Origin of the sequence: Lawsonibacter sp. LCP25S3_E2 (assembly GCF_052117285.1) — a bacterium.
Taxonomy (GTDB): Bacteria; Bacillota; Clostridia; order Oscillospirales; family Oscillospiraceae; genus Lawsonibacter.
On the sequence record NZ_JBQKJL010000002.1, the window covers coordinates 142,500 to 167,439 of the forward strand.

The 24,940-nt window shown below is 62.8% G+C and carries 21 protein-coding genes; 7 read left to right on the plus strand and 14 right to left on the minus strand.

Translation table 11 applies throughout. The features are described from left to right. Positions 1-39: 39 nt before the first annotated feature. The 3 genes from ACTQ3R_RS02890 to trmD all read right to left on the minus strand — a co-directional run bounded on the left by ACTQ3R_RS02890 (position 40) and on the right by trmD (position 2,403). A complete protein-coding gene (locus ACTQ3R_RS02890; RefSeq protein WP_441777898.1) occupies positions 40-612 on the minus strand; it encodes a hydrolase in 573 nt (190 codons plus the stop codon). A gap of 104 nt (positions 613-716) precedes the next feature. Further along, positions 717-1,550: a DegV family protein gene (locus ACTQ3R_RS02895; RefSeq protein WP_441777899.1), complete on the minus strand. Its 834-nt coding sequence runs from the start codon at positions 1,548-1,550 to the stop codon at positions 717-719. A gap of 82 nt (positions 1,551-1,632) precedes the next feature. Then, complete coding sequence (gene trmD, locus ACTQ3R_RS02900) at positions 1,633-2,403, minus strand: tRNA (guanosine(37)-N1)-methyltransferase TrmD (protein WP_441777900.1); 771 nt, start codon at positions 2,401-2,403, stop codon at positions 1,633-1,635. A 183-nt stretch (positions 2,404-2,586) separates the two neighbouring features. On the opposite strand from trmD, the gene ACTQ3R_RS02905 reads away from it, so the two are divergent. Next, a complete protein-coding gene (locus ACTQ3R_RS02905; protein WP_441777901.1) occupies positions 2,587-3,942 on the plus strand; it encodes an MBL fold metallo-hydrolase in 1,356 nt (451 codons plus the stop codon). Positions 3,943-3,967: 25 nt separating this feature from the next. After that, positions 3,968-4,090, plus strand: coding sequence for a rubredoxin (locus ACTQ3R_RS02910; RefSeq protein ID WP_441777902.1), 123 nt, complete (start codon positions 3,968-3,970; stop codon positions 4,088-4,090). A gap of 57 nt (positions 4,091-4,147) precedes the next feature. On the opposite strand, the gene ACTQ3R_RS02915 is transcribed toward ACTQ3R_RS02910, so the two are convergent. After that, positions 4,148-5,392: a glycosyltransferase family 2 protein gene (locus tag ACTQ3R_RS02915; RefSeq protein ID WP_441777903.1), complete on the minus strand. Its 1,245-nt coding sequence runs from the start codon at positions 5,390-5,392 to the stop codon at positions 4,148-4,150. Positions 5,393-5,715: 323 nt separating this feature from the next. Here ACTQ3R_RS02915 and ACTQ3R_RS02920 point away from each other — a divergent pair, with 323 nt between their 5' ends. The 4 genes from ACTQ3R_RS02920 (at position 5,716) to ACTQ3R_RS02935 (ending at position 9,377) form a co-directional block, all read left to right on the plus strand. Then, on the plus strand, positions 5,716-6,828 hold the full coding sequence (locus tag ACTQ3R_RS02920; RefSeq protein ID WP_441777904.1) for a betaine/proline/choline family ABC transporter ATP-binding protein: 1,113 nt from the start codon (positions 5,716-5,718) through the stop codon (positions 6,826-6,828). Positions 6,829-6,832: 4 nt separating this feature from the next. Further along, on the plus strand, positions 6,833-7,465 hold the full coding sequence (locus ACTQ3R_RS02925) for an ABC transporter permease (RefSeq protein ID WP_441777905.1): 633 nt from the start codon (positions 6,833-6,835) through the stop codon (positions 7,463-7,465). Next, on the plus strand, positions 7,462-8,994 hold the full coding sequence (locus ACTQ3R_RS02930; RefSeq protein ID WP_441777906.1) for a glycine betaine ABC transporter substrate-binding protein: 1,533 nt from the start codon (positions 7,462-7,464) through the stop codon (positions 8,992-8,994). The genes ACTQ3R_RS02925 and ACTQ3R_RS02930 overlap by 4 nt, the downstream gene beginning before the upstream one ends. 119 nt (positions 8,995-9,113) lie before the next feature. Next, positions 9,114-9,377 carry a YlmC/YmxH family sporulation protein gene (locus ACTQ3R_RS02935; RefSeq protein ID WP_441777907.1) on the plus strand — a complete coding sequence of 88 codons (264 nt, stop codon included), beginning with the start codon at positions 9,114-9,116 and terminating at the stop codon, positions 9,375-9,377. 127 nt (positions 9,378-9,504) lie between these two features. Here the strand turns inward: ACTQ3R_RS02935 and addA are convergent, their stop codons facing one another. From addA to ACTQ3R_RS02955, 4 genes are all read right to left on the minus strand, one after another. Next, positions 9,505-13,095, minus strand: a complete 3,591-nt coding sequence (gene addA, locus ACTQ3R_RS02940; RefSeq protein ID WP_441777908.1) for a helicase-exonuclease AddAB subunit AddA — start codon at positions 13,093-13,095, stop codon at positions 9,505-9,507. 23 nt (positions 13,096-13,118) lie between these two features. Then, complete coding sequence (locus ACTQ3R_RS02945; RefSeq protein WP_441777909.1) at positions 13,119-13,532, minus strand: EamA family transporter; 414 nt, start codon at positions 13,530-13,532, stop codon at positions 13,119-13,121. Between the two features lie 118 nt (positions 13,533-13,650). After that, positions 13,651-14,484: a pyridoxamine kinase gene (locus ACTQ3R_RS02950; protein WP_441777910.1), complete on the minus strand. Its 834-nt coding sequence runs from the start codon at positions 14,482-14,484 to the stop codon at positions 13,651-13,653. 14 nt (positions 14,485-14,498) lie between these two features. After that, on the minus strand, positions 14,499-17,855 hold the full coding sequence (locus ACTQ3R_RS02955; protein WP_441777911.1) for a PD-(D/E)XK nuclease family protein: 3,357 nt from the start codon (positions 17,853-17,855) through the stop codon (positions 14,499-14,501). A 317-nt stretch (positions 17,856-18,172) separates the two neighbouring features. Here ACTQ3R_RS02955 and ACTQ3R_RS02960 point away from each other — a divergent pair, with 317 nt between their 5' ends. Beyond that, a complete protein-coding gene (locus tag ACTQ3R_RS02960) occupies positions 18,173-19,444 on the plus strand; it encodes an S-layer homology domain-containing protein (RefSeq protein WP_441777912.1) in 1,272 nt (423 codons plus the stop codon). A gap of 43 nt (positions 19,445-19,487) precedes the next feature. On the opposite strand, the gene guaB is transcribed toward ACTQ3R_RS02960, so the two are convergent. The 6 genes from guaB to ACTQ3R_RS02990 all read right to left on the minus strand — a co-directional run bounded on the left by guaB (position 19,488) and on the right by ACTQ3R_RS02990 (position 24,932). Beyond that, the gene (guaB, locus tag ACTQ3R_RS02965; RefSeq protein ID WP_441777913.1) at positions 19,488-20,963 is read right to left on the minus strand and encodes an IMP dehydrogenase; all 1,476 of its coding nucleotides are present in this window, start codon (positions 20,961-20,963) and stop codon (positions 19,488-19,490) included. A 91-nt stretch (positions 20,964-21,054) separates the two neighbouring features. Beyond that, positions 21,055-21,798: an acyl-[acyl-carrier-protein] thioesterase gene (locus ACTQ3R_RS02970; protein WP_441777914.1), complete on the minus strand. Its 744-nt coding sequence runs from the start codon at positions 21,796-21,798 to the stop codon at positions 21,055-21,057. Continuing rightward, positions 21,795-22,409, minus strand: coding sequence for a hypothetical protein (locus tag ACTQ3R_RS02975; protein WP_441777915.1), 615 nt, complete (start codon positions 22,407-22,409; stop codon positions 21,795-21,797). Before ACTQ3R_RS02975 ends, ACTQ3R_RS02970 begins: the two co-directional genes overlap by 4 nt. 12 nt (positions 22,410-22,421) lie before the next feature. After that, on the minus strand, positions 22,422-23,399 hold the full coding sequence (locus ACTQ3R_RS02980) for a PhoH family protein (protein ID WP_441777916.1): 978 nt from the start codon (positions 23,397-23,399) through the stop codon (positions 22,422-22,424). 18 nt (positions 23,400-23,417) lie between these two features. Beyond that, positions 23,418-24,638: a sporulation protein YqfD gene (locus ACTQ3R_RS02985; protein ID WP_441777917.1), complete on the minus strand. Its 1,221-nt coding sequence runs from the start codon at positions 24,636-24,638 to the stop codon at positions 23,418-23,420. 12 nt (positions 24,639-24,650) lie between these two features. Then, entirely contained in the window at positions 24,651-24,932 is a 282-nt protein-coding gene (locus tag ACTQ3R_RS02990) for a YabP/YqfC family sporulation protein (RefSeq protein ID WP_441777918.1), read from the minus strand. Positions 24,933-24,940 lie beyond the last annotated feature (8 nt).

Sequence of the window (24,940 nt, forward strand, 5' to 3'; positions counted from 1 at the left end):
AGCCCATCTGGGGGGATTTTTGCCGATTTCCGGGGATTTTCAGCCCAGAGCCTCCTCAATGGCGTCCTCTTCCTCCTGCATGGCCCGCAGGGTCAGCTCCAGCAGCTTGTCCAGCTCCCAGCCCAGAAGCTCCGCCCCCTGGGCGATCACGTCACGGGAACAGCCGGCGGCAAACTTCTTGTCCTTGAACTTCTTTTTCAGGGACTTGAGCTCCATGTCCTTGGTGCTTTTGGACGGGCGCATGAGGGCGGCGGCCCCAATGAGGCCGGTGAGCTCGTCGGCGGCAAAGAGGACCTTTTCCATCTCGTGCTCGGGCTTGATGTCCACGCAGTGGCCCCAGCCGTGGCAGGCCACCGCCCGGATGAGGCGCTCCTCCGCCCCGGCGCCTTTCAGCAGCTCCTGGCACTTGACGCAGTGCTCCTCGGGCCACTGTTCAAAGTCCACGTCGTGGAGAAGGCCCACCAGGGACCAGAACGCCGCCTCGTCCCCATAGCCCAGTTCACGGGCATACCACCCCATCACATGCTCCACGGTCACCCCGTGGCGCAGGTGGAAGGGCTCCTTGTTATATTCCTTCAGCAGCTCCCAGGCCTGGGAACGATCCATTGCCATTTGAAACACCTCTTATACTTTTCTTCCGGTCCGGCACCCCCGGACCGCCTCTGGAAATAAGTTCGCCGCCCGCAGGCGGCGAAACGCAGGAAAACCGGAACGGCTCAGTACGCGATGACGACCCCGCCGTCATAGGCATAGACGGTGGTGATGCCCTTGGCATCCACAATGATCACCTCAGACAGCTGGCACTTTTCCTCCAGCATCTTCTTCACCTGGAAGGCGCGCTCCAGGCAGTTGCAGTGGCTGAGGATCAATTTGCGGCCCTTGTGCTCGGGGTCAGAGGCCACCTTGTCCACCATCTTGCCCAAGGCCTGCTTGATGGTCAGGGCCTGGCCCAGCTTGCAGATCTCTCCCTCGGGGGTGGCGCCCATAAAGAGCTTGATTTTCAGCGCCCCGGTGACCACCGCCTGCAGCTTCGTCAGGCGCCCGTTCTTGCGCAGGTTTTCCAGCGACTCCAGCACAAACAAGGTCTGCATCTTATAGATGAACTGCTCCACTTCCCGCACCACATGCTTAAAGGCCATGCCCGAGGAAGCTAGCTCCCGGATCTTCAGGGCCACCAGCACCTCGCCGGAGGCGGCGGAGCAGGAGTTGAACACATGGACGTTCACCTGGGGCTCGTCCTCCTCCAGCATCATCCGGGCCTGCTCGGCGCTGTTATGGGAGCCGCTGAGCAGGGCGGACAGGGTGACCACATAGACGTCGTCCACCCCCTGGTAGGCGTCCAGATATGCCTGGGGAGAGGGGCAGGAGGTGGACGGGGCGTGCTCGCTGTGGTGCATGGCCCACAGCAAATCGGCCTGGTCAAAGGTCTCGTCGTCCACAAAGGTGCTCTCATCCACCCGGATGGTCAGAGGGACTTTTACAAAGCAGGGGTCCTGCAGCATCTGGGGGGTGAGGTCGCAGCAGCTGTCCACTACAATTTTAAAACTCATGTGTTCCATCTCCAGACATAATCTTAAAAATTATATTCGTGTAAATAGTTTACCATAGTCCGGCGGGAAAGTAAAGGGGAAATCAGTCCTCTCCCCCGCCCGCTTCGGCCTGCAGCTCCGCCTCCAGCTCCTGAAGGAGCTTGCGGTCGGCTTTGGAGGTGAGGTCCAGCTTTTCGTAGAGGTCGGGGCGGCGCTGGCGGGTACGGAGGATGGACTGCTTGCGCCGCCACTGGTCCACCTTGGCGTGGTTGCCCGAGAGCAGAATGGGCGGCACCGCCCGACCGTGCCACACCTCCGGCCGGGAGTACTGGGGGGCCTCCAGCATGCCGTTCCAGTGGCTCTCATTTTCATAGCAGGAGGGGTCGGACAGCACTCCGGGCACCAGGCGGCACACCGCGTCGGCCACGGCCATGGCGGGGATCTCTCCCCCGGTCATCACAAAGTCTCCCAGGGAGATCTCCTCGTCCACGCACTCCTCAATAAAGCGCTCGTCAATGCCCTCGTAGTGGCCGCACACCAGGATGAGCCGGTCATAGTCCGCCTTCAGCCGCCGGGCGTCACTCTGGGTGAAGGTCTTGCCCGCGGGGGACATATAGATGGTATGCACCCGCTCCCCCGCCTCATTGCAGATGTGCTCCCAGCACCGAAAGAGCGGGTCGGCCTGCATCACCGCACCCCGGCCCCCGCCGTAGGGGTAGTCGTCCACCTGCTTTTGCTTATTGACCGTGTAGTCCCGGATCTGGTGGCACTCGATGCGGATATAGCCCCGCTCCTGCCCCCGGCCCAAAATGGACTCGCACAGCATATCTCCCACCACATCGGGAAATAATGTCATAATGTCAATGCGATACATCCTGCTTCATTCCTTTTTTGTTTACTAAGCGTCGCTATATTATACGAAATTTTCCGCCGGTTTTCAACGAGGTTTTCCAAAGTGAAGAAATTTCTTCTTTTCGGAAAAAATCCTCCCCCTCTTCCCCAATTTGTGATATGATGAGGGATGGTAAAAAACCATCGGAAAGAGAGGTCATAATAGATGTATTGTATCCGCAAGGTCACCGAAGATCTCCTCTGGATCGGCGGCAACGACCGGCAGTCCCCCGTTTTTGAGGCTGCCCACCCCGTGCCTCGGGGCATGTCCTACAACGCATACCTGCTGCTGGATGAAAAGACCGTCCTGTTTGACACCGTGGACCGGGCCGTCCAGACCCAGTTCTTCGAAAACCTGGACCACGCCCTCGGGGGCCGGAAGCTGGACTATGTGGTGGTCCACCACATGGAGCCCGACCACGCCGCCACCCTGGGCGATCTGCTCATCCGCCACCCGGAGACGAAGATCGTCTGCAACGGCAAGGCGGTGAATCTGATCCGCCAGTTCCACTGCACCGACCCCAGCGGCGCCGTTCTGGTGGGCGAGGGGGACACCCTGTGCACCGGCCGGCACAACTTCACCTTTGTCTCCGCCCCCATGGTCCACTGGCCCGAGGTGGTGGTGAGCTATGACTCCACCGACAAGATCCTCTTCTCCGCCGATGCCTTCGGCACCTTCGGCGCCCTCAACGGCTACCTCTTTGCCGACGAGGTGGACTTTGCGCGGGACTGGATGGATGAGGCCCGGCGCTACTACACCAACATCGTGGGCAAGTACGGCCCCCAGGTCCAGGCCCTGCTGAAGAAGGCCGCCGCCCTGGACATCCAGATGATCTGCCCCCTCCACGGTCCCGTGTGGCGTAAGGACTTCTCCCTCATCGTGGACAAGTACGCCAAGTGGGCCGCCTACGAGCCCGAGGTCAAGGGCGTGCTCATCCCCTTCGCCTCCATCTACGGCGGCACCGAGACCGCCGCCAACATCCTGGCCTGCCGCCTCAGTGAGCTGGGGGTGAAGGTGGAGATGTACGACGTGTCCGTCACCCACTACTCCTATGTCCTGGCCGAGTGCTTCAAATATAGCCATATCGTCTTTGCGGCTCCCACCTTCAATAACGGCCTGTTTGACACCATGGAGCACCTCATGCGGGACCTGTGCCACCACAACTTCCAGAACCGCACTGTGGCCCTCATTCAGAACGGCTCCTGGGCCCCTGCCAGCGGCAAGCTGATGAGCGAGCTTCTGTGCCAGATGAAGAACATGGAGCTGCTGGAGGCCCCCGTCACCCTGAAGTCCGCTCTGGCCCCCGGCCAGGAGCAGGAGCTGGAGGCCCTGGCCCAGGTTCTGGCGGCCTCCGTCAAGGGAGAGGAGCCTTCCCCCGCCCAGGAGGAAGCCCCCCAGGACAAGCCCCGCGGCTTTGTGTGCAAGATCTGCGGCTTCATCTATGAGAGCGACACCCTGCCCGAGGACTTTGTCTGCCCCATCTGCCGCCGTCCCGCCAGCGACTTTGAGCCGCTGAGCTGAAATTTATCAGAAAGGAGCGATAGCCATGAAACTGGTCTGCGATCTGTGCGGCTTCATCTACGATGAGGCCGTGGAGGGCCCCATGCCCGACGACTACGTCTGCCCCCTGTGCGGCGCCGACAAGAGCCACTTTGCCCCTGAGAAGTAAGAACCCCATCAAAAAACCGCCGGAGGATGTCCTCCGGCGGTTTTCTATGATAAAGCCTCACCGCACCATGGCCTCGGGGGCCACGTTCCGGGTGTGGCGGATCTCCTCCCACACGGTGGTGTTTTTCAGGAAGCTGGCCGCTGTGATGGGAAGCCACGTGAGCAAAAACAGCCAGTAGAACCCCAGGGCGGGCAGCAGACGGCGGTCCCACTTTCCCTCCATGGTGATGACGATGGCAGCCAGGGCGGTGGCCGTAAGAGCGGCGGAGCCCAGGTTGGCCGCCGCGGCCGCCAAAGCCGCCAGAATGGCCCCCTGCACCGTGAGGCAGCTCATAGCCGCCGCCAGGGCGCCTACCGCCATGCTGGCCAGGGCGGAGATCTGGTAGGCGGGGATGATGAGGGTGGCCCCCAGGTCGGCCAGGCCCAGGCGGGGCTGTTTCCCCATCTCCCGGACCACCGCCGGGAAATAGGCACGGGCCACCTGAATGGTGCCGCTGGTCCACCGGCGGCGCTGCTTGAAGGACTGCTCCCAGGAGTTGGGCTGCTCGTCATAGGTGATGGCCTTCGGCACCCAGCGCACCCGCTCTCCGGCCAGGATGGTCTGGGCGGTGAGCTCCAGGTCCTCGCTGATGGTCTGGGCCTGCCAGTCCCCCAGCTTGTCCAGCAGGCGCTGGGACACCATAAAGCCCGTCCCGCCGATCATGGCGGAGACCTCCAGGGCGCTTCGCCCGGCGTTGTGGAAGCGGTTCATCATCCAGTAGTAGATGGAATAGCTGCCGGAGATGGCGGTGTCATAGGGGTTCTTGCTGTCCCGGAAGCCCTGGGCCGCCCGTGCCCCGGCCATATAGGCGTGGTTCATCTCCATCAGGAAATCCTTGTGGACCACATTGTCCGCGTCAAAGACGCAGTAGGCATCGTACCGGCGGCCCCGGAGGCGGTGGTAGGCAAACTGAAGTACCTCCCCCTTGCTGTGGGCCTGACCGGGAAACTCCAGCACCTTGGCGCCAAAGTTCCGGGCGGCCAGGGCGGTGTTGTCGGTACAGTTGTTGGGCAGCACCCAGATGTCATAGAGCTCGGGGGGATAGTTCTGGGTAAGCAGACTATTGATGAGCGGGCCAATGACCAGCTCCTCATTGCGCGCGGCGATGAGGACGGCAAACTTTGTCCGGGCGGGGTGCCAGCCGTAGTCCTCCGCCTTCTTCCAGCACAAGGCCCCTCCGGCCAGATACCAAAGGCCCCACAGGGCCATCACTACGCCCATAGCACCTGTCAGCGCCAGAGCGGCGGGGAATAACCAGTTCATAACAATACCTCCCTGCGGATCGTATACCTGGATTCTAGCAGGGGAATGTTAAGGATGGACTGGGAAAAGCTTTAAGATTTGATAAAGTTTTCTTAAGAAACCCTTCCGCTTTTTCTTTGCAGCGGGTTTACGTCCCTCGACAAACGTTTACATTTTCTTCATTTGACAGTTTTTGCGAAAAGTTTTATACTGTAATTGTACATTATGCCGGACACCCACCCAGGGCACCAAATGAAGAGATCCAAAAGGCTGCCTCGGGGCGGCCTTTTTTGCTGTCCGGCCACCCCAGCCCCCATCGGCGGGGCCCGGAAAAGGAGGTCACTTTGCTTCGCTTTGAACACGTGAATCTGTCCTACGGAGGACAAACCATTTTAAACGACATTTCCTTTGAAATTGAGCAGGGCCAGTTTGCCGTTTTTATCGGCCCCTCGGGCTGCGGCAAGACCACCACCCTGAAGATGATCAACCGCCTCATCCAGCCCGACAGCGGCCGCATCTATCTGGATGGGAAGGACATCGCCACCATCGACCGCTATGAGCTGCGGCGGCACACGGGCTACGTCATCCAGCAGATCGGCCTGTTTCCCAACATGACGGTCCACCAGAACATCTGCGTGGTGCCAAAGCTTCTCAAGTGGCCGAAGGACAAGTGCGACCAGGTGGTCCGGGAGCTTTTGGAGATGGTGGGCCTGCCCTATGACCAGTACGCCCACAAGTACCCCAGCGAGATGTCCGGCGGCCAGCAGCAGCGCATCGGTATCCTCCGGGCTTTGGCGGCCTCCCCGCCGGTTGTGCTCATGGATGAGCCCTTCTCCGCTCTGGACCCCATGACAAGGCGCTCTCTCCAGCTGGAGGTGAAGAACCTGCAGCAAAAGCTCAATAAGACCATCATCTTCGTCACCCACGACATGGAGGAGGCTCTGGACCTGGCCGACGTCATCATCTTCATGGACCACGGCCGCATCGTCCAGATGGCGCCCCCGGAGGAGATGCTGGAGTCCCCCGCCACCGACCAGATCCGGGAGTTTCTGGGCAAGCACCACACCGGGCCCTCCCCTGCCGAGCTCACCGTGGACCACTTCATGCGCACAGGCATCGTCACCGTCAACCAGAACCGGGGCATCAACGAGTGTGTCAGCCGCATGCAGCACTATAACGTGGACACCCTGCTGGTGGTGGACGAGTACCGGCGGTATCAGGGCACCGTCTCCATCGCCGACATCCGCCTCACCGGCCATGTGGTCAAGACCATCGGCCCCCTGGTGCGCAGCACCACCCCGGTGGTCCACGTGGGGGACAACGCCAAGGAGTGCTTCGACCAGCTCATTTCCAGCGGCTTCCCCTATCTGGTGGTCCTCAACGAGGACCAGACCGTGGCGGGCATTGTCACCAAAACCAGTATGGCCTCCGCCATGGCCGAGCAGCTGTGGGGGTGAGACGATGCGCGATGTTCTGATGTCCATTCTTCACGCCACCCTGGTGCACACCGGCTACACCCTAGTGTGCGTGGCCATCGGCTTTGTGCTGGGGGTGTCCATCGGCATAGGGCTCTCCCGGCTGCCCACCCTGTCCCGGTACCTGCTGCCTTTGCTGTCCATTCTGAACACCGTGCCGGGCATCGTCTTTATCGGCCTGCTCTTTATCTACCTGGGCATGACCCCCGCCACGGTGATCATCGCCCTGTCCATCTACGCCATGTTCCCGGTGCTGAAAAACACCGTCACCGGCCTCAATGGAGTGGATCAGCAATATAAAGAAGCAGCCCGTGGCTGCGGCATGAACCAGCTCCAGCGCCTGTGGCGGGTGGAGCTGCCCCTGGCCCTGCCCTCCATCATCGGGGGGCTGCGCATGTCCACCGTCTACACCGTCTCCTGGGCGGTGCTGGCCGCCATGATCGGCCTGGGCGGACTGGGGGACTTTATCTATAAAGGGGTCAGCTCCAACAACAACGCCCTCATCCTCCAGGGGGCCATTCCCGCCGCCGTTCTGGCCCTGGTGCTGGGCGCCCTGGTGGATCTGCTCCAGCGGTACGTCACCCGGCGCACCATGGGGAAAGGCAGGGTGAGTCCATGAGCCTGTCTATGATTTGGGACCACCTGTCCCTGGTGCTCTCCGCACTGACCCTGGCCATTGCCGCCGGGGTGCCCCTGGGGCTTCTGGCCTACCTGTCCCCCAAATTCGGAAAAGTCATTCTCTGGGTGGTGGACCTCATCCAAACCATCCCCGCCCTGGCCCTGCTGGGCCTCATCATGGTAGTGATGGACCCCGGTTCCCCCACGGCCATGCTGGGCCTGGCCCTCTATTCCCTGCTGCCCATCGTGCGCAACACCTGCCTGGGCCTTCAGCAGGTCCCCGGCCACCTGAAAGAGGCTGCGGCGGGCATGGGCATGCGCCGCAGCTACCGCATGACCCATGTGGACCTCCCCCTGGCCTTCCCCATGGTGGTCACGGGCATCCGCATTGCCGCCGTCAACGCCATCGGCACCGCCGTCTTTGCCGCCTTCGTGGGCGGGGGCGGCCTGGGCGGGCTGTTCTACACCGCCATCCGTCAGAAGGATACCCCCATGCTTCTGGCGGGCACCGGGGTACTCATGCTCATGGCCCTGGTGCTGGACGCCCTTTTGGGCTATGTGGAGCGGCGGCTGTCCTCCCACAGCCGCAAGAAGCTCCCCGCCCCGGTAAAAGCGGCGGGTGCGGGGGCCCTGGCCCTGGCGGGGGTGGCCCTGGTGGCCTATATGCTCCTGCCCGCCGACACCTCCGGCCAGCTCACCCTCTACGACGGGGACTACTCCGAGGTAAAGCTCATGCACGCCATGGTGGAGCAGCTGGTGGAGGACAAAACCGACCTGGAGGTGGTCATTCTGGACCAGATGACCCAGGTCAATAACCACAACGAGCTTAGGGGAGAAACCCCCAGCTGTGATCTGATGTTCAGCTATGACGGCACCATCCTCACCACGTTCCTGGGCCTGGACACCACCGACATCCCGGAGGGGATGACCCTCTACGACTTTGTCAATGAGACGGTCAGTGAGCGGGAGGGCCTTCACATGCTGGGCAAGGTGGGCCTCAACAACACCTACGCCATCGGGGTCACCCAGGATGTGGTGGACCAGTACGGGGTGAGCAAAATTTCCGACCTGGTGCCCATCGCCTCCTCCCTCCGGTTTGGGGCGGAGCACGAGTTCTTTACCGAGGAGGGCAGCATGAAATACCAGCCCTTCGTGGATTTCTACGGCCTAACGTTCCAGTCGGCCACTCCGGTGGACGTGGTGCTCAAATATAACGCCGTGGAGTCGGGCTCCTTTGACGCCATGGTGGTCTACGCCACCGACGGGCTCAACAAACGGGCCAATCTCACCATTCTGGAGGACGACCTGGGCTTCTTCCCCGAGTATTACGGAGCTTTCCTGGTGCGAAACGACCTGTTTGAGGACTTCTACGATGTGGCTCCCAACCTGGAGCAGGTACTGGAGCTGCTCACCGGCCAGGTCACCAGCGAGGACATGGTGGAGCTCACCTACGCCGTGGACGTGGACGGCCGCGGCGTCCAGGAGGTGGCCCATGAATTTCTGGTGGAAAAGGGCCTTCTGGAGGGCTGAGAACCCAATCTAACTTCAAGCGCCCCGGCAAACAGGCCGGGGCGTTTTTTTGACATAGGACGGGCCGGAGGGCGCATAGTCTGAACCAATCAGATCATGCCAGCAAGGAGGACAGGACCATGGAGACCAGGATCGCGGAGCTTCGCTATAAGGAAGTCATCAGCGTGGAGGACGGCAGCCGCTTCGGCTTTGTAGGAGATATGGAGGTGGACCTGGACAGCGGCCAGGTGCGGGCCCTGGTGGTGCCGGGACGGCGGCGGCTGTTCGGCCTTCTGGGCCGGGAGGAGGACCGGTACATCCCCTGGAACGCGGTGCGCCGGTTTGGGGAGGACATCATCCTGGTGGAGGAACAGGGGACGCGCCGCCGCCCCAGGCGGGGGTAAAGGCCCATCTCCCCAGAATTATCCCGGCAAGGAAAAACCCTTTGCACCGATTAACGTGCAAAGGGTTTTATTTGGTTTCGCCGCCCCGGCGGCGAAACCACTCCATCCCTGCCCGCAGGCAAAACACTCAAACTTCCACAGCGGTATCCGTCTCAAAGAACCACAGCACCATCCGCCTAACCTCCCGCCCCAAAATCTGGGACAGGGCCTTTCCATAGGCCTCCAGCTGGGGGCGGTACTCCTCGGCCCGTTCCCGCTCTTTGCCGGGACGCACCTGATCGGTCTTGAAATCCAGAACGGTGAGGCCGTCCTCCCCCTCAAACCAGGCATCAATGACGCCCTGGAGGAGGATTTCCTCCCCCTCCAGGCCGGGGTAGTAGTCCTGGGCCGGCACCAGCAGGGAGAACTTGAACTCCCGGCGGCATTCCTTTGCCCGGCACATTTCCCTTCCAATGGGGCTTTGCCAGAAGGCGGAGAGCTTTCCCGCATCGATGGCCTCACGCTGGAGGGACGTGAGAAAGCCCTGCGCCGTCAGACGGTCCAGCTCTGCGGCGATGGCCTCTTCGCTGTGCTCCCCCTCCAATGGCAGGTATTCCATAGCCAGGTGGAGGGCGGTACCCCGCTGGGCAGGGGTGAGGCCCCGCTCTTTTGCAATAAATTGAGGCCGTGTCAAGGGTTTTCCCCTGCGGGTAGGAGCCTGGGCCTCCTCCGCCGCCTCCCGGTCCAGGGCCCGGCCCTTGATCTGGGTGGCGGTGAGCTTGGAAGGGACAAAGGCGGCCTTTTGGTGGGGATATTCCCAGGAAAGCCGCTCCCCCAGTCCCTCCAGCTGGTCCTGGTCCTCCTGGGGCAGGTCTGTGAGCCGCCCCTCCCGCCGGGAGGGCTCCATAAGCCCCTGGCCCTCCACCCAGCGGATCTCCCACCGGGGGCCCAGGGTTTGGGCCACCACCTCGGCTGCTCCGGCCAGGGTGCGGAAAGCCTCCCCCTCCGGGCGGGTGAGGGCGTGGAGCAGCACCCAGGCCCCCACGCTCTGCTGCCCCTCCAGCACCATGGGTGGGATGGGCAGGGACAGGTCCTCCCCCAGCCGCTTCAGGGCATTGAGCCCGTCGGGGAGGGCGGCGGTGAGAATCAATTTTTCCCTGGCTCGGGTCATGGCCACATACAGAAGGCGCAGCTCCTCGGCCATCATCTCCCGTTCCAGCGCCCGCTTCACCCCACGGCGGGCCACCGTCTCATACTCCACCATCCGCTCCCGGTCCAGGCCCTTGGGGCCCACCCCCAGCACCGGATGGAACAGCACCGGACCCATCAGGTCCTCCCGGTTTAAGCGCCGGGTGAGGCCGCACACCAGCACCACCGGCTTCTCCAGGCCCTTGGAGCGGTGGATGGACAGGATGGACACCCCGTCTCCCCCGCCCCCTCCTGGGGCCGGGAACCGGGAACCCAATTCCCGCAGGCGCTGCAGGCGCAGCAGGAAGGAAAAGAGACTGCGGCAGCCCCCCTCCTCCAGCTGTCCGGCCAGAGCGTAGAGGCAGAGCAGGTTGTCCCGGCGCTCCGCGCCCCCCTCCATAGCCCCGAACAGCCCCAGGATGTTGGTTTTCTCATAGATGTGCCAGATGAGCTGGCGGCAGGTGCGCTCCCCCGCCCCAAAGCGCAGCTCCTCCAGGTCCTGAAGGAAGCGCCGGCAGTCCTCATCGCCCTTTTCGGCTCCCTTCACCAGGGCGGTGTAGAAGTCCCCATCGCTTTCCGCGCGCAGCAGCGAGAGCTGGTCGGCGGTAAAACCGTACACCGGCGAGCGCAGGGCAGCCAGCAGAGGCACGTCCTGGCGGGGGTTGTCCACCACTTGGAGGATGGCCAGGGCCACCTGCACCTCGGTAGTCTCAAAGAAGTCCCCGCCCCCCTCCGCCGTCCAGGGGATGCCCTCCTCCCCCAGAGCACGCAGGTAGTGGTGCAGTACCGTACCGGGGCTTCGCAGCAGGATCATTACGTCGGAGGGGCACACCGGCCGCAGGCCCTCCCCCTCCTCGATCATCAACGGCTTATCCAGCAGCGCCCGGATCCGCCGGGCGGCAAACCGGGCCTCCAGCAGGTCCTTGCTCTCCTTTTCCCCCTCCTGGTCCCCCAGGCAGGACAGGTCCAGGGCGTGTAGCTCCAGGGCGTAGTCCTCCGGCTCGCCCAGAAACTCCTTCCCCGGCACCAGGGCCTGGTCATCGGTGTAGTCCAGCTCGCCGAATTCTGTTGACATAATGCTTCGGAACAGGTCATTGCACCCCTCCAGCACCACCCCACGGGAGCGGAAGTTCCGGGAGAGGAGCCGCTTGCGGGGTTCTCCTTCCTGCGCCTCATCCCCCATGGGGAAGCGGCGGTACTTGTCCAGAAAGATGGTGGGGTCGGCCAGGCGGAAGCGGTAGATGGACTGCTTCACGTCCCCCACCTCAAAGAGCTTCCGCCCCTCATCGGAAATGGCATAGAAGATGGCGTTTTGCACCTGGTTGGTGTCCTGGTACTCGTCCACCAGGATCTCGTCATAGCGGCTGCTCCAGAACTGGGCCAGCTGGGTGGGCTGTCCGTCCTCCCCCACCAGCAGCTCCACGGCAAAATGCTCCAGGTCGGAGAAGTCCAGCACCCCCCGGCGGCGCTTTTCCTTGGCGTAAGCCTGCCCAAAGTCCAGCACCAGGTCCATCAGGGCCTGCACCGCCGGGCGGGACAAAGATAACTCCTCCAGCAGGGCGGCGGTGTCCCCCTCCATGGCCTCGGCCACCTTGTCCAGCAGCTTCTTGCATCGGGTGCGGATGGCCTTCAGCTCCTCCCCGGCCCGGAGGGCGGCCTCCTCCTCCATGGGGCTCACTTCCACCTTCCGCTTCTTCTTCCGCCCGGCGGCGGGGAACGGGATGGGCATGTGCCCGGCCGCCTCGTCCCAGGTGTTGGCCCTCAGCAGAGCCTCCACCTCCTCCAGGGTGGCGGAGAGGGACGGGGCGTAATTCTGCTCCAGCAGCTCATCTCCCGCTGTAAGGGAAAGAGCCTTTCCAAGCCGCTCCCGGCAGAAGGCGGCCTGGCGTTTGGCGTCCTCCAGGAGGAGGGCGCCCCAGGGGGTCTCACTGAGGTCGCCGATCCCCTCCAGGCTCCAGAGCTGCTTCTGCTGGGTCAGCCAGCGGCGGGGGTCAGGGTGGCTCTGCACCCGGAGGAAGATGTCCATGGCGATCTGGGCCAAACGGCTGTCGTCCCGGCCCGCCCCCAGGGTGTCGGCCAAACGGGCAAAGGGGCTGCCCTCCTCCAGGTCCTCATACCGGCCATCCAACACCTCCTCCAGGACCTCCGAGCGGAGGACGGCGCTCTCTCCCTCGTCACACAGCCGGAAGTCCCCGTCCAGGTCCAGCAGGTGGCCGCTCTCCCGCAGCAGAGCGGAGCAGAAGGAATGGATGGTGGAGATCTGGGCCTTGTAGACCAGGGTGGTCTGGCGGCGCAGATGCCGGTCGTTGGGCTGCTCCCCCAGGCGCTTGGACAGCTCCTGGGCGATGCGCCCCCGCAGCTCTCCGGCGGCGGCCTTGGTGTAGGTGATGACCAGGAAGCGGTCGATGTCCAGCCCCTCCCCGGTCACCCGGTCCAGCAGCCGTTCCACCAGCACCCGTGTCTTGCCCGACCCGGCGGCGGCGGACACCAGCAGCTCCCCGCCCCGGTCGTCTACAATATCCCGTTGTTCCTGTGTCAGGGGAAAGGCCATGGCCCCCGCCTCCTCTCAATCACTTACAGAATCATCACAAAGGTGCCCAGGGTAATGAGCACGCCCCCGATGATTTTGGTCATGGTCACCTTCTCCCCCAGCACCACAAAGGCCAGCACCATGGAGAGGACCACGCTGAACTTGTCAATGGGAATCACTTTACTGGCCTCTCCCAGCTGGAGGGCATAGAAGTAACACAGCCAGCTGAGACCCGTGGCTGCTCCGGACAGAATGAGATAGGTCCAGCCCTTGGTGGTGATGTCGGCGATCCCCGCCTGCTTGCCCGTAAGGAACACGATCCCCCAGGCCATCACCAGCACCACCACCGTACGGATGGCGGTGGCCAGATTGGAGTTGATGCCCTCCATGCCCAGTTTGGCGAAAATGCCCGTCAGGGCGGCAAAGCCCGCGGACAGCATAGCTAATACGATCCACATATCTCTCGCTTCCTTTTTCTTTTTTCAGCCTGCGGAGAGAAAGCCCTCCTGCAAGGAGTTTCGCCGCATGCGTGCAATCCTTCTCGAACCGGCGGCTACGCCGCCGGTTCGAAATATTTTATTCTTTCAAAATGTCCAAAAACCGCTCAATGCGGATGCCCTTGTTCTTTTCGATCTCGTCCTGCTCCAGGAAAATGAGCCGCTCGATCACGTCCATAGCCCGCTTCACCGCACGGGGGAAGGACTTGCCAGCCAGCAGCTCCCCGGCCAGCACCGCAGAAAACATGTCTCCGGTCCCTGGAAAATGGACCTTAATGAGGCGGTAGGGGATGGTGAAGTACTCCCCGCTGTGGTGGTCGTAGCCCCAGACCACGGAATTGCCCGTCTCCGCCTCCTTGCCGCTGGTGATGACCACGCTCCTGGGACCAAAGGAGAGAAGGCCGTCCACCATCCGCCGGGCCTCGTCCCGTGTGAGGGCCTGCTTGCCCTCGCACTGGCCGGTGAGAAATTCCCCTTCCGTGAGATTGGGGACGATCACGTCGGCCACCCCCAGCAATCGGCGCATGTTGTCTACCGTCTCGGCGTCCACGCCGTTATAGAGCTTCCCCTCGTCCCCCATGATGGGGTCGGTCATCACCAAAAGTCCCTCCTTCTTCTGGGAGGCGATAAAGTCCCGGATGATGCCCACCTGGGCCGCCGAGGCCAAAAAGCCGGTGGTGATGCAGTCAAACTGGAACCCCAGCTGCTTCCACGCGGCGATGGCCTTCACCATATAATCGGTGGTATCCAGGATATGGAACGTGCCGTAGTCCAGGGTGTTGGACACCAGGGCGGTGGGCAGGTTATAGACGCTGTGGCCCATGCTGGACAGAATGGGCAGCATGGCGGCCAGGGCCACCTTGCCGTAGCCGCACATATCGTTGATAATGAGAATGTTTTTGTTTTGTTCCATGGCGATATGATCTCCTAACCTTTTGTTTCCTCCACCAGCGTCCAGAACTCCTGGGCGCTGAGGCCGGGCAGCCACCGCTTGCAGTCCCCGCCCCGGCCGGGCTCAAAGTGGCAGGCGGCGGCGTAGTCACAGTAGCGGCAGGCATTTTTCTCCGGGCTGCGCCAGAAGGGGTCGGCGGCGATGTTGCCCGCTTTCAGCTCCCGGCAGATCTCCTCCAGCACCTTCTGGATGTGCCGGCCCAGCTTGCCCAGCTGTTCGGCACTGCACAGGGCCTCACCGGTGATGGCCCCGGTAGATTTGCTCACCTTCAGGGGCAGGAAGCGGTAGCCCCCCTCCCCGGCAGCCTCCATGGCCTCCAGTACGTTGGGGTCGTCCACCACAAGGCCGCTGCGGGTCAGCTCCTTGTCCACCTTCTTTTGAAGCTCCTCGTCCCCCATGGTGCGGCTGCCCCGGACGATGGCCTCCCGCGCCGGGAGATACAGGACCCCGTCCCCCTCCACGGGCAGACCGTAAAGGGCTTGTCCTTTCTCCTCCAGGGTGAAGAGGTACAGGAGCATTTGAAGCCCCAGGCCGTTCCAGACCTCGGTGAGGTCAAAGCTTTTACGCCCGGTCTTATAGTCCACCACCCGCAGATGGAGCTTTCCATCCTCCACCCAGCCGTCCACCCGGTCCACAAAGCCGGAAATGCTGAGGGTCACCCCGTCTACAGTGAGCTCCACCGGGGGCAGGTCTCCGCCCCGGCCAAAGCCCAGCTCAAAGGAGATGGGTTTGAATTTGGAACACAGCAGCTCCTGGGCCACGTTGTCCACCACCGCCTGTACCGTGCGCAGAAGCCGCCGGAACAGGTACTGGAACCGCGCCGTCTGGCCTTCCAGCCCCCCCAGCTCCTCGGTGACATAGCGCTCCACCGCCGCTTTCGTCAGCGCCCGCAGCCGGGCCTGGCGGTCAACGTCCGCCGTGTCCTCCATACCGGGGATGGTGGTCTGCTGAAACATCTCATCCTGGAGGACATGCTCCAATACATAGTGGACAAAGGTACCATATTCAGGCGCTGTAAAGCCCGCAGGCTTGCGGGGTTCTGCCCGGAGCCCATAGCGCATGAAATAGGAGAAGTGGCAGGATTTATACTTGTCCATCCGGGAGGCAGACATGGGCACCTTCCGCCCGTAGAGCCTCTCCGCCGCCTGCGTGGACAGGCTGCCCCGCTGCCAGCGGGCTGCCCGGCGCAGGCCTTCCAGGGGCCGCTCCAGCCCTGGGACATTCTCCAGGGCCCGGCACACCGCCAGATTGCTTCCCGCCAGCTCCAGGGCGGGCAGCGGAGCCTGCAGACGGAAGGAACCGTGGAGGTCCTCCTCCCGGCACACCGCTGCGTCGGAAAAGAGCAGCTCCAGGCGGCTCACCAGAAAGCTGGGCCGCCGCTCCTCCCCGCCGGGGCCCAGGTCAGGCCAGGACACCAGCAGCTTTTCCCTGGGCCGGGCACAGATCAGGTAGATGGAGGTCATCTCCCGGTAAAGCAGGTCCCGCTGGCTCTGCTCCGCCTCCAGGCCGTAGCTGGCCAGCAGCGCCCGGTCGTCATCGGAGAGAAGGCCCGGACTGTCGCTCACCTGGGGCAGGGAGCTGTCGTCCGCCCCCAGCAGAAACAGCACCTTTACCGGGTGGCCGGTGAGCCGCTGGAGCTCTCCCGCCGTCACCCGGTCCAGGGACACAGGGATAGTGCCCACGTCATACTGGGAGAGCACCAGACGGAAGAGCTTGGAGAATTCCTCCAGCTCCATAGGGGCCTCCCCCAAAAGCTGGGCGCACTGTTCCAAAGCCAGCTTCAGGATATCCCAGAGCTGGCGGTACTCCTCGGAAAGGGCGGGCTGTCCCCGCTCTTCCAGCTGCCGCACCCGGTCGTCCAGCCGCTCCGGAAGGCCGATCTCCTCCATAAACATGTAAAGTGCTTTCGCCTGACCCTCTCCGGTTTTCAAGGAATTTTTCCGCAGACGTTCCAGGGGCCCGGCCACCTGGCGCCGGGCTGCGTCCAGCCGCTCTACCAGGGCCTTGTCCTCCTCGCTCCAGGGAAGGCCATACCCCTTCGGGTGCCAGGGCCAGGGCTTCTTTTGCGTCCAGCGGCTGCCCCGGATGTCCCACCGGAGCACATAGTTTTCCAAAAGGTCCCGGTCCTCCTCCGGCAAGTCGGTGAGGCCCGTTTTTAAATAGCGGAACACGTCTTCATAGCGGTACTCCCCCGCCGCCGTCTCCAACGCGGCGGTGACCAGGGCCAGCACCGGCTTTTCCAAAATGTCCGTCATGGCCGAGGAGAACACCGGTACCCCATACCGGGGGAACACCGACTCGATGAGGTCCCGGTAGGAAGCGTAGTCCCGTGCGGCCACGCCCATGTCCCGGAAGCGGAAGCCCTCCTCCCGGACCAGCTGCAGCATCCGCCCGGCGGCCCACTCCACCTCGCCCCGCCGGTCCCGGCCGCGGAAGAGCTCCACCGCCCCTTCGGCGGGGACCGGTTCCACCCGTTCCTGGGCAAAGAGGTTCTGTTCCAGATAAACCAGCGCGGGATTCTTTCCCGTTTCCACATTGACAAGGTATTCTACTTCACAGGGTATCCCCCGCTTTTGGGCCAGAGAAAGCAGCTGGCGGGCGGTCTTGCGGGCGGGAGAAAAGATCCCGGTGCCCCCCTCGTCCTCCTCCAGGTGGTCGCAGGTGAGGGTGAGGGTCATGTTGGCCCCCTGGGCCATAAGCAGCTCCAGCACCCGGCGCTGCTGGGGGGTAAAGTCGGTAAAGCCGTCCAGCCAGAAGTCCTTGCCCTCCCCCCAGGGGCAGGTGAGCAGCTTATCCGCCCCACGGGTGAGCCGGTCACGGGGGTCCAGGGCCCCCAGGGCGGTGAGAGCCTGATACTCCCCCAGAATCAGCCCCAGGTCAAAGAGCTTGTCTCCCTCGGGTCCGGGGTTGTCCTGTCCGGCCTGAAGCAGCTTGTCCGGGGGGATGCAGGCCCCCTTCAGCTCGTCCGCCGTGGCCAGCAGGGACTGGAGAAAGGGGGCGCGTTTGGAAGGCCGGCCATAGACCTTCAGCTGGGTGCTCAGGCTCTGCACCGCCCGGTACATGAGCAGCAGCCGTCCTCCCTCGTCCAGCTCCTCCTCTCCCAGTCCCCCCGCCGTGTGAAAGATCCGGTTGCAGAGGCGGGAAAAGGACAGCACCTCTGCCCGAAGGCTGATTTCCGGCCCGCCGGAGCGGCACAGGGCCCGCTCAGCCTCATGGGACTGCTGCTCGGGGACCAGGAGCACCTGAGGACGCGCCTGTCCTGCCGCACAAAGCCGCCGCAGCACCAGCTCCGTCTTGCCGCTGCCCGCCCGGCCCAGAATGACCTTGAACATAGGGCCCCTCCTCTCTCAAACATTCGTATGGGACATTGTACCACACTTTTCCGGGGAAAAAAAGCCCTGGGAAACAAGCGCGGCAGGCCATTCCCCTTTGGAGAAGGGCGCTTTTTTCCGGTCCACAAACCTTCAAAATCCCCCTGGATCTGGTTCAGATATAATAAAAAATATGGAAAACACCCCAACGATCCTGGAAATTCCCTTGTATTTTCCATCCCTTTCTGTTAAAATTTGCCTGGACTGCCGCGCGCAGTCCCTTGACGGCCCGGCCTCTTTTCCTTCCGGGCCTATTTCATTGGAAAGGAAGATTTTTCATGAAAAAACGCCTCCGCTCTGCCTGCTGCCGGCTGCTGTCCGCGGCCCTGCTGGCAGGGCTGATGTGCACCCCCGCGGCAGCTGTTCCGGATCTGACCCTGGAAGATGGGATCAAGCCCATTGCCTATCAGTTCCTGGACGCCGACGGCCAGAGCGCCGACTACCCCTCCGTGGAGGAGAGCTTTCACGTGGGAGTCAACTATGTGAAATCCGGGACCTTCAACACCTATCCGGTGGAGGGCTACTATACCATCCCGGCGGACGCATCCCTGACCCTGTTTAACCAGGGCGGCGTACAGGACTGCTACCTGACCATCTCCGTGGTGTCCTTTGAGGAGATGGACAAGGCGCAGATCGAGGCCAAATATGCCCGGAAAATCGAAAAGCAAAATAGCCTCACCCCCGACGAGCCGGTGGAGCTGGAGGAGGAGCTTACCTATTACGTCTACTCCGAGACCGACTGGGGCGGAAAGTACCTGCTGGACGACGGCACCTGGGTCAATGGGGCCAGCAACCCCCAGAACATCCTGAAAGTGGAGGAACGGGGCTCCCACACCTTCTCCCTCCCTGACGCGGTCGAGGGACAGATGTACCGGGTGGATTTCCAGGCCCACTATCCCAAATCCAAAAAACCGGACTACTACTACTTCTGGCGCTTCTATGTGAAAATTGATTCCCAGGCCCAGAGCGGCTCTGAGAGCACCGAAGAATCGGGCGGGCAGACGGAGCCCCAGGAGCCGGAGCAGCCCGCCGCCTTCTCTGACGTGGCCGCCAACGCCTGGTACGCCAAGAGCGTGGCCTGGGCCGTGGAACAGGGCGTCACCAGCGGTACGGGAAGCAATACCTTCTCCCCGAAAAAAACCTGTACCACCGCGGAGATCCTCACCTTCCTGTGGCGTGCGGCCGGTTCTCCCCAGCCCACCACAACGGACAATCCCTTCTCCGACGTTGCCGAGGACGCCTGGTACCGGACCCCCGCCCTCTGGGCCTATGAGCAGGGCCTGGTTTCCGGCCCCCAGCTTTCGGGAGATACCCCCTGCACCCGCGCCAACACCATGGTTTTCCTGTGGAAGCTGGCCGGGGCCCCTGAGATGGACGCCCCCGCCTTTTCCGATGTTGACCCCGATGCCGACTATGCTCAGGCGGTGGCCTGGGCCGTGCAGGAGGGCATCACCAGCGGCACCGGGGAAGCTGCCTTCTCCCCGGAGGCGATCTGTGACCGCAGCCAGATCGTCACCTTCCTCTATCAGAACTTCGGCAAAACCGAATAAACAAAAAACCCCCGGCCAGACGGCCGGGGGTTTTCTCTGCCTATTAGGTGGGGTTGACGGTGTAGTTGGGAGCTTCCTTGGTGATGTAGATATCGTGGGGGTGAGACTCCCGGAGACCGGCAGCCGTGATCTGCATGAACTGCGCCTTAGTGTGCAGCTCCTCCACATTGTGGCAGCCGGTGTAGCCCATACCGGCCTTCAGGCCGCCCATGAGCTGGTAAATGGTCTCGCTGGCCAGTCCCTTGTAAGGCACACGGCCCTCCACGCCCTCGGGCACCAGCTTCTTGTTGTTCTGCTGGAAGTAGCGGTCCTTGGAGCCGTGGTTCATAGCGGCCAGGGAGCCCATGCCCCGGTAGACCTTGAACTGACGGCCCTGGAACACCTCGGTGTCCCCCGGAGACTCCTCACAGCCGGCCAGCAGGGAGCCCAGCATGACCACGCTGGCGCCGGCAGCCAGAGCCTTGGCGATGTCGCCGGAGAACTTCACGCCGCCGTCGGCAATGATGGGGATGTCGTACTCCGCAGCCACGCAGGCGGCGTCGTAGACGGCAGTGATCTGAGGCACGCCGATACCGGCCACCACACGGGTGGTACAGATGGAGCCGGGGCCAATGCCGATCTTCACGCAGTCGGCGCCCGCCTCGATGAGGGCGCGGGTGCCCTCTGCGGTGGCCACGTTGCCGGCGATGAGCTGCACGTCGGGGTACAGGGACTTAATGCGCTTGACGCAGTTGATAATGTTCTGGGAATGGCCATGGGCGGAATCCAGGCACAGCACGTCGGCGCCGGCCTCCACCAGGGCGGCCACCCGGTCCAGCACGTCGGCGGTAACACCAATGGCGGCGCCCACCAGCAGACGGCCCTTCTCGTCACGGGCGGAGTTGGGGTAGACCTCGGCCTTCTCGATGTCCTTGATGGTAATGAGGCCCTTCAGGCGGAACTCGCTGTCCACGATGGGCAGCTTCTCGATCTTATGCTGACGGAGGATCTCCTTGGCCTCGGCCAGGGTGGTGCCCTCGGGCGCGGTGACCAGGTTCTCCTTGGTCATCACGTTGTCGATGAGCTTGGACATGTCGGTTTCAAACTTCATGTCGCGGTTGGTGATGATACCGATGAGCCGGCCATTGTCACAGATGGGCACGCCGGAGATGCGGTACTTAGCCATCAGCTCGTCGGCCTCAGCCAGGGTGTGGCCTGGGCCCAGCCAGAAGGGATTGGTGATGACGCCGTTCTCACTGCGTTTGACCATGTCCACCTGCTCAGCCTGCTGGCTGATGGACATATTTTTATGAATGATGCCAATGCCGCCCTCACGGGCGATGGCGATGGCCATGCGGTACTCGGTAACGGTATCCATGGCGGCGCTGATCAGAGGGATATTCAAACGAATCTTCTTTGTCAGGCGGGTGTGCAGATCAATGTCGGCGGGCAGCACATCACTGGCGGCAGGGATGAGCAGCACATCGTCAAAGGTCAGCCCCTGCTTGACGAACTTCTGAGCGGCGTCCTGATTGACCATACTCAAACAACTCCTTTTCCGCCCCGTTTCCGGGGCCGCATTCTTCCGTGAATGGATATTAGATTTATTGTAACCTCTGTGGGAAATCCTGTCAAGAAAAGAGTTCACCGAAAATCATGGCGGACTCAAATCGGGATTTCCCCGCCTCATCCACCCCTAACACAAACCGTCCATCCCCCTGGCCGGCACACTGGATGTCCAGCACCTCCCCAGGGCGGCACTCGGCCAGATAGCCGATCTGCATCTCCGCCAGAAAACGGTTTTCCGGCAGCTTCTCCAGCTCCACCGCGTCACAGATAAAGTCGGCGTAGCGGGTGTTGTTCACGTGACCGTTTACGTCGGTGTCGCTGTAGCGCATCTTCCGACAGTCCACGCTCTGAAGGCCGTCAGGCCGGTGGAGCTTGGAGAGGGTCATGGTCTTGCACAGCTCCTCTCCGCTGGTGCCCGCCAGCTCAGTAATGGCACCCAGCCGCATGAGCTTATGGCCGTTGAGGCTGGCCAGCACCCAGGCGGACACCGATTCGCCCACCTGCTCGTCCCCGGCGAAGATGTCATAGTCCCGGTACATGATGGCCCCGTGGCCGCCCCGGTGCCAGGTGCGGATGGTGAGCTTGTCCTCATAGTGAAGGGGCCGGGACAGCCGGAACCAGGACCGGGCCAGCATCCAGAAGGCCCCGTACCGCTCCACAAGGACTTCCCGGTCAAAGCCCCCATCCTCCGCGGCCAGGGTGGCGGCGTTTTGCAGGTGGTTCAAGAGGGCTGACGCCTTGCAGTGTCCCCGCCCGTCCACGTCCAGGCCGGACAGGCGGAAGCTGCACTCATAAAATGTGCTCATGTTTTGTCCTTTCCCCGAATGAGAAGCGTAGTCTTGCAGCAGATGTCGTCAATATCGTCGGCGGTGGCGGCGGGAATGCGCATTTCGGCCCCGCAGTCCTGGCAGAGAAGGTCCACGGAGCTGAAATTCACCCGGAAGGTCCACTTCTTCGACCCGCAGGCGCAGGAGATGCCCCCCCGCTTGGCAATGTCCCGGATCTCCCCCAGGACCTCCTCCATCACCAGGGGGTCGAGGAATGCGCCGTCCTTGGCCGCGTCCTCCCCCAGCTTGTCCACCGCCTGCTCCAGCCGGGCGGTGGCGGCGTAGACGGGGCCCTCCTCCCCCACGTAGCAGCAATCCAGCCCCGACTGGGCACAGGAGAAGGCTAGGGCCTTCTCCCGGATGAACGCCTGGGAGGAACAGGACACCTCGTGCTCCCGCCCGCAGAAGAGGCAGGGTACCTTCAGCCGCACCCGATTGGGCAGAAACTCCACCAGCAGTTCCGACTTGCCGCAGGGGCATTTGATGTGGGCGGGCTGGGCCGCCAGGGAAAACAGGTCCCGCTCCACGATCACCGACTGCAGGCAGTGGGGGCAGATATAGGAGAGGAACCGCTTTGTCTCTTGTACCATGAAAAAATCTCCTTACCGCTTTTCCTTCTTTTCCCGGCGCTGCTCATCGGCCTCATAGGCCTTGATGATCTTCTGCACCATGGCGTGGCGGACCACGTCGGCCTCTCCCAGGCGCATGATGGCAATGCCCTCCACGCCCTTGAGAACCCGCATGGCCTCCCGCAGGCCGGAGACCTTGTCTCCGGGCAGGTCGATCTGGGTGACGTCGCCGGTGATGACGATTTTGGAGCCGAAGCCCAGGCGGGTGAGGAACATCTTCATCTGCTCCCGTGAGGTGTTCTGGGCCTCGTCCAGGATGATGAAGGAGTCGTCCAGGGTGCGCCCGCGCATATAGGCCAGGGGGGCTACCTCGATGTTGCCCCGCTCCAGGTATTTCTGATAAGTCTCCGGGCCCAGCATTTCAAAGAGGGCATCGTACAGGGGGCGCAGATAGGGGTCTACCTTGCTCTGCAAATCGCCGGGCAGGAAGCCCAGCCGCTCCCCCGCCTCCACGGCGGGGCGGGTGAGGATGATGCGGTTAATTTCCTTGGCCCGGAAGGCGGCCACCGCCGCGGCCACCGCCAGATAGGTCTTGCCGGTACCGGCCGGGCCGATGCCCAGGGTGACCACATTGTCCCGGATGGCCTCTACATACTTCTTCTGGCCCAGGGTCTTGGCCTTGATGGGCTTCCCCTTGGCGGTGATGCACAGCACATCGGCGGCCAGGCTGACGATCTGGCTCTCCTTGCCCTCCCGCACCAGCTGGATGATATAGCGCACGTTCTGCTCATGGATGGTCTCCCCCTTGGAGGCCAGCTGCATGAGGTTCTCAATGGCCCGGACGGCCAGCATGACGCCCTCCGGGTCCTCCCCCGCCACCTTCAGCTGGGAATCCCGGCTTACCACCGTCACCCCCAGCTCATGCTCAATGAGGCGGATGTTTTCATCAAAGGAGCCGAAGACGTTGATGGTCTCCTCCAGCCGCTCCAGGCTGATGGTCTGTTCTGTCATTGGTATTGATCTCCTGCCTTATCCTGTGGGGGCCTGTGCCCCCTGAAATTCACGCAGCGCCCGTCCGGGCTGTTCGGTGGTGATCTCCTCCCGGCACTCGGCGTATAGGGTGACCGCCAGCGTCTCCCCCTCCACCCTGGCCTCATACCGGCTGGCGGACACGGTGCCATCTTCTCCAATGAGGGTATGAAGCTGCTTTCTCAGGCGCTGCTCCAGCATAGTTTGAGCGGCCTGCTGGTCCAGAGCGAGGGCGACGGGCTCATATTCCCGAAACACCTCCCGCTGGAGGCTTATGTCCAGGGGAAGCTGACGTACTGTGGTTATTTTATCATAGATGGGCCAGGAAATGCTAGTGGTTCCGAAAATTTCGATGCGCCGGCCAAAGACGTTCAGCGACCAGCAGCTTGCCTCCCGGCCGGTGTAGTCCTTGCCCTGGGCGGTGAGGGGGATGGAGGCGGTGAGGGTGCGCCAGGTGCGGGCCCATACCCGCCCGCGGGCGTGGGTCTGGAAGTAGCGGGTGGGGGCGTCGCTGTAAAGGGGCGGCTCCATGGTGACGGTGCCGGAAATGAGAATGTCCCCCTTTGCCACCGTGTCCCCCGCCTTCACCAGGCTGTCCCCCAGCTCGGGCTCCACCTTCAAAACAAGCCCGTCGGCCTGGGCGGCCAGGTCGATGTTCTCGGCCACATCCACCCGTTTTGGGGGCTCCACCACCTCCCGTACGATGACCTCCAGGCGGGTGCCGTGAAGGTTTAATGCCATAAAGGACAGCTCAGGCAGCTCCACCAGGGCGTCCTGGGCCAGCTGTTTGCGCTCCAGAGCCGGGCCATACACCCCTGGGTGCACCCCCAAAAGGCGCAGCTGGGTCAGGATGACCGGCGTAGGCACCCGCTCGTTGCCCTTCACCTCGATGGTGAGGACAAACCGGGAAAACACAAGCACCGCCAACAGGGTAAGCCCCAGCCCCAGCAAAAAGGCATAGCGGGTGCGAAAGCGCGCCAAAAAATCGGGCAGGCCCCGGCTGCGCTCCACCGCTCCCTCGCCCCCCAGCTGTCCGGCCAGCTCCAGGATCCGGTCCCGGTGCCGCCGCCGGGCAGTGAGGCGGACGGTGTTCCCGTCCAGCCAGTCCATGGCCCAAAATTCCAGATTTTCCTGGGCACACAGGTTGACAAACCGCTCGGGAAAGGGCACGGTGACCTGGATCACCACCATCCCCCGGAGAAAATTGAACAGCCACTTCATCTCCCAGCCTCCCTAGTTCAGGGCGATCTGGACGATCCGCCCGGTGATAAGCAGCTCCAGCCCTGTCATGGCCCGCAGCTCCAGGCCCTCCCCCGCGATTTTAATGAGATAGGCCCCGCCGCTGACATGGATCTCCTCCGGGCCGTAGGCCAAAATCCCCCGGTGGTTTTCCACCCGCAGCTCCTTGTCCCCCACCAGTTCCAGCCGGGGCAGGCCCGCCACCGCGTCGGCGGGAAGGTCAAAGACCTGGGCCGTCTTTTCCAAAATGCCGCTTTTCCGGCTTTTCCCCTCCATTGCAGATC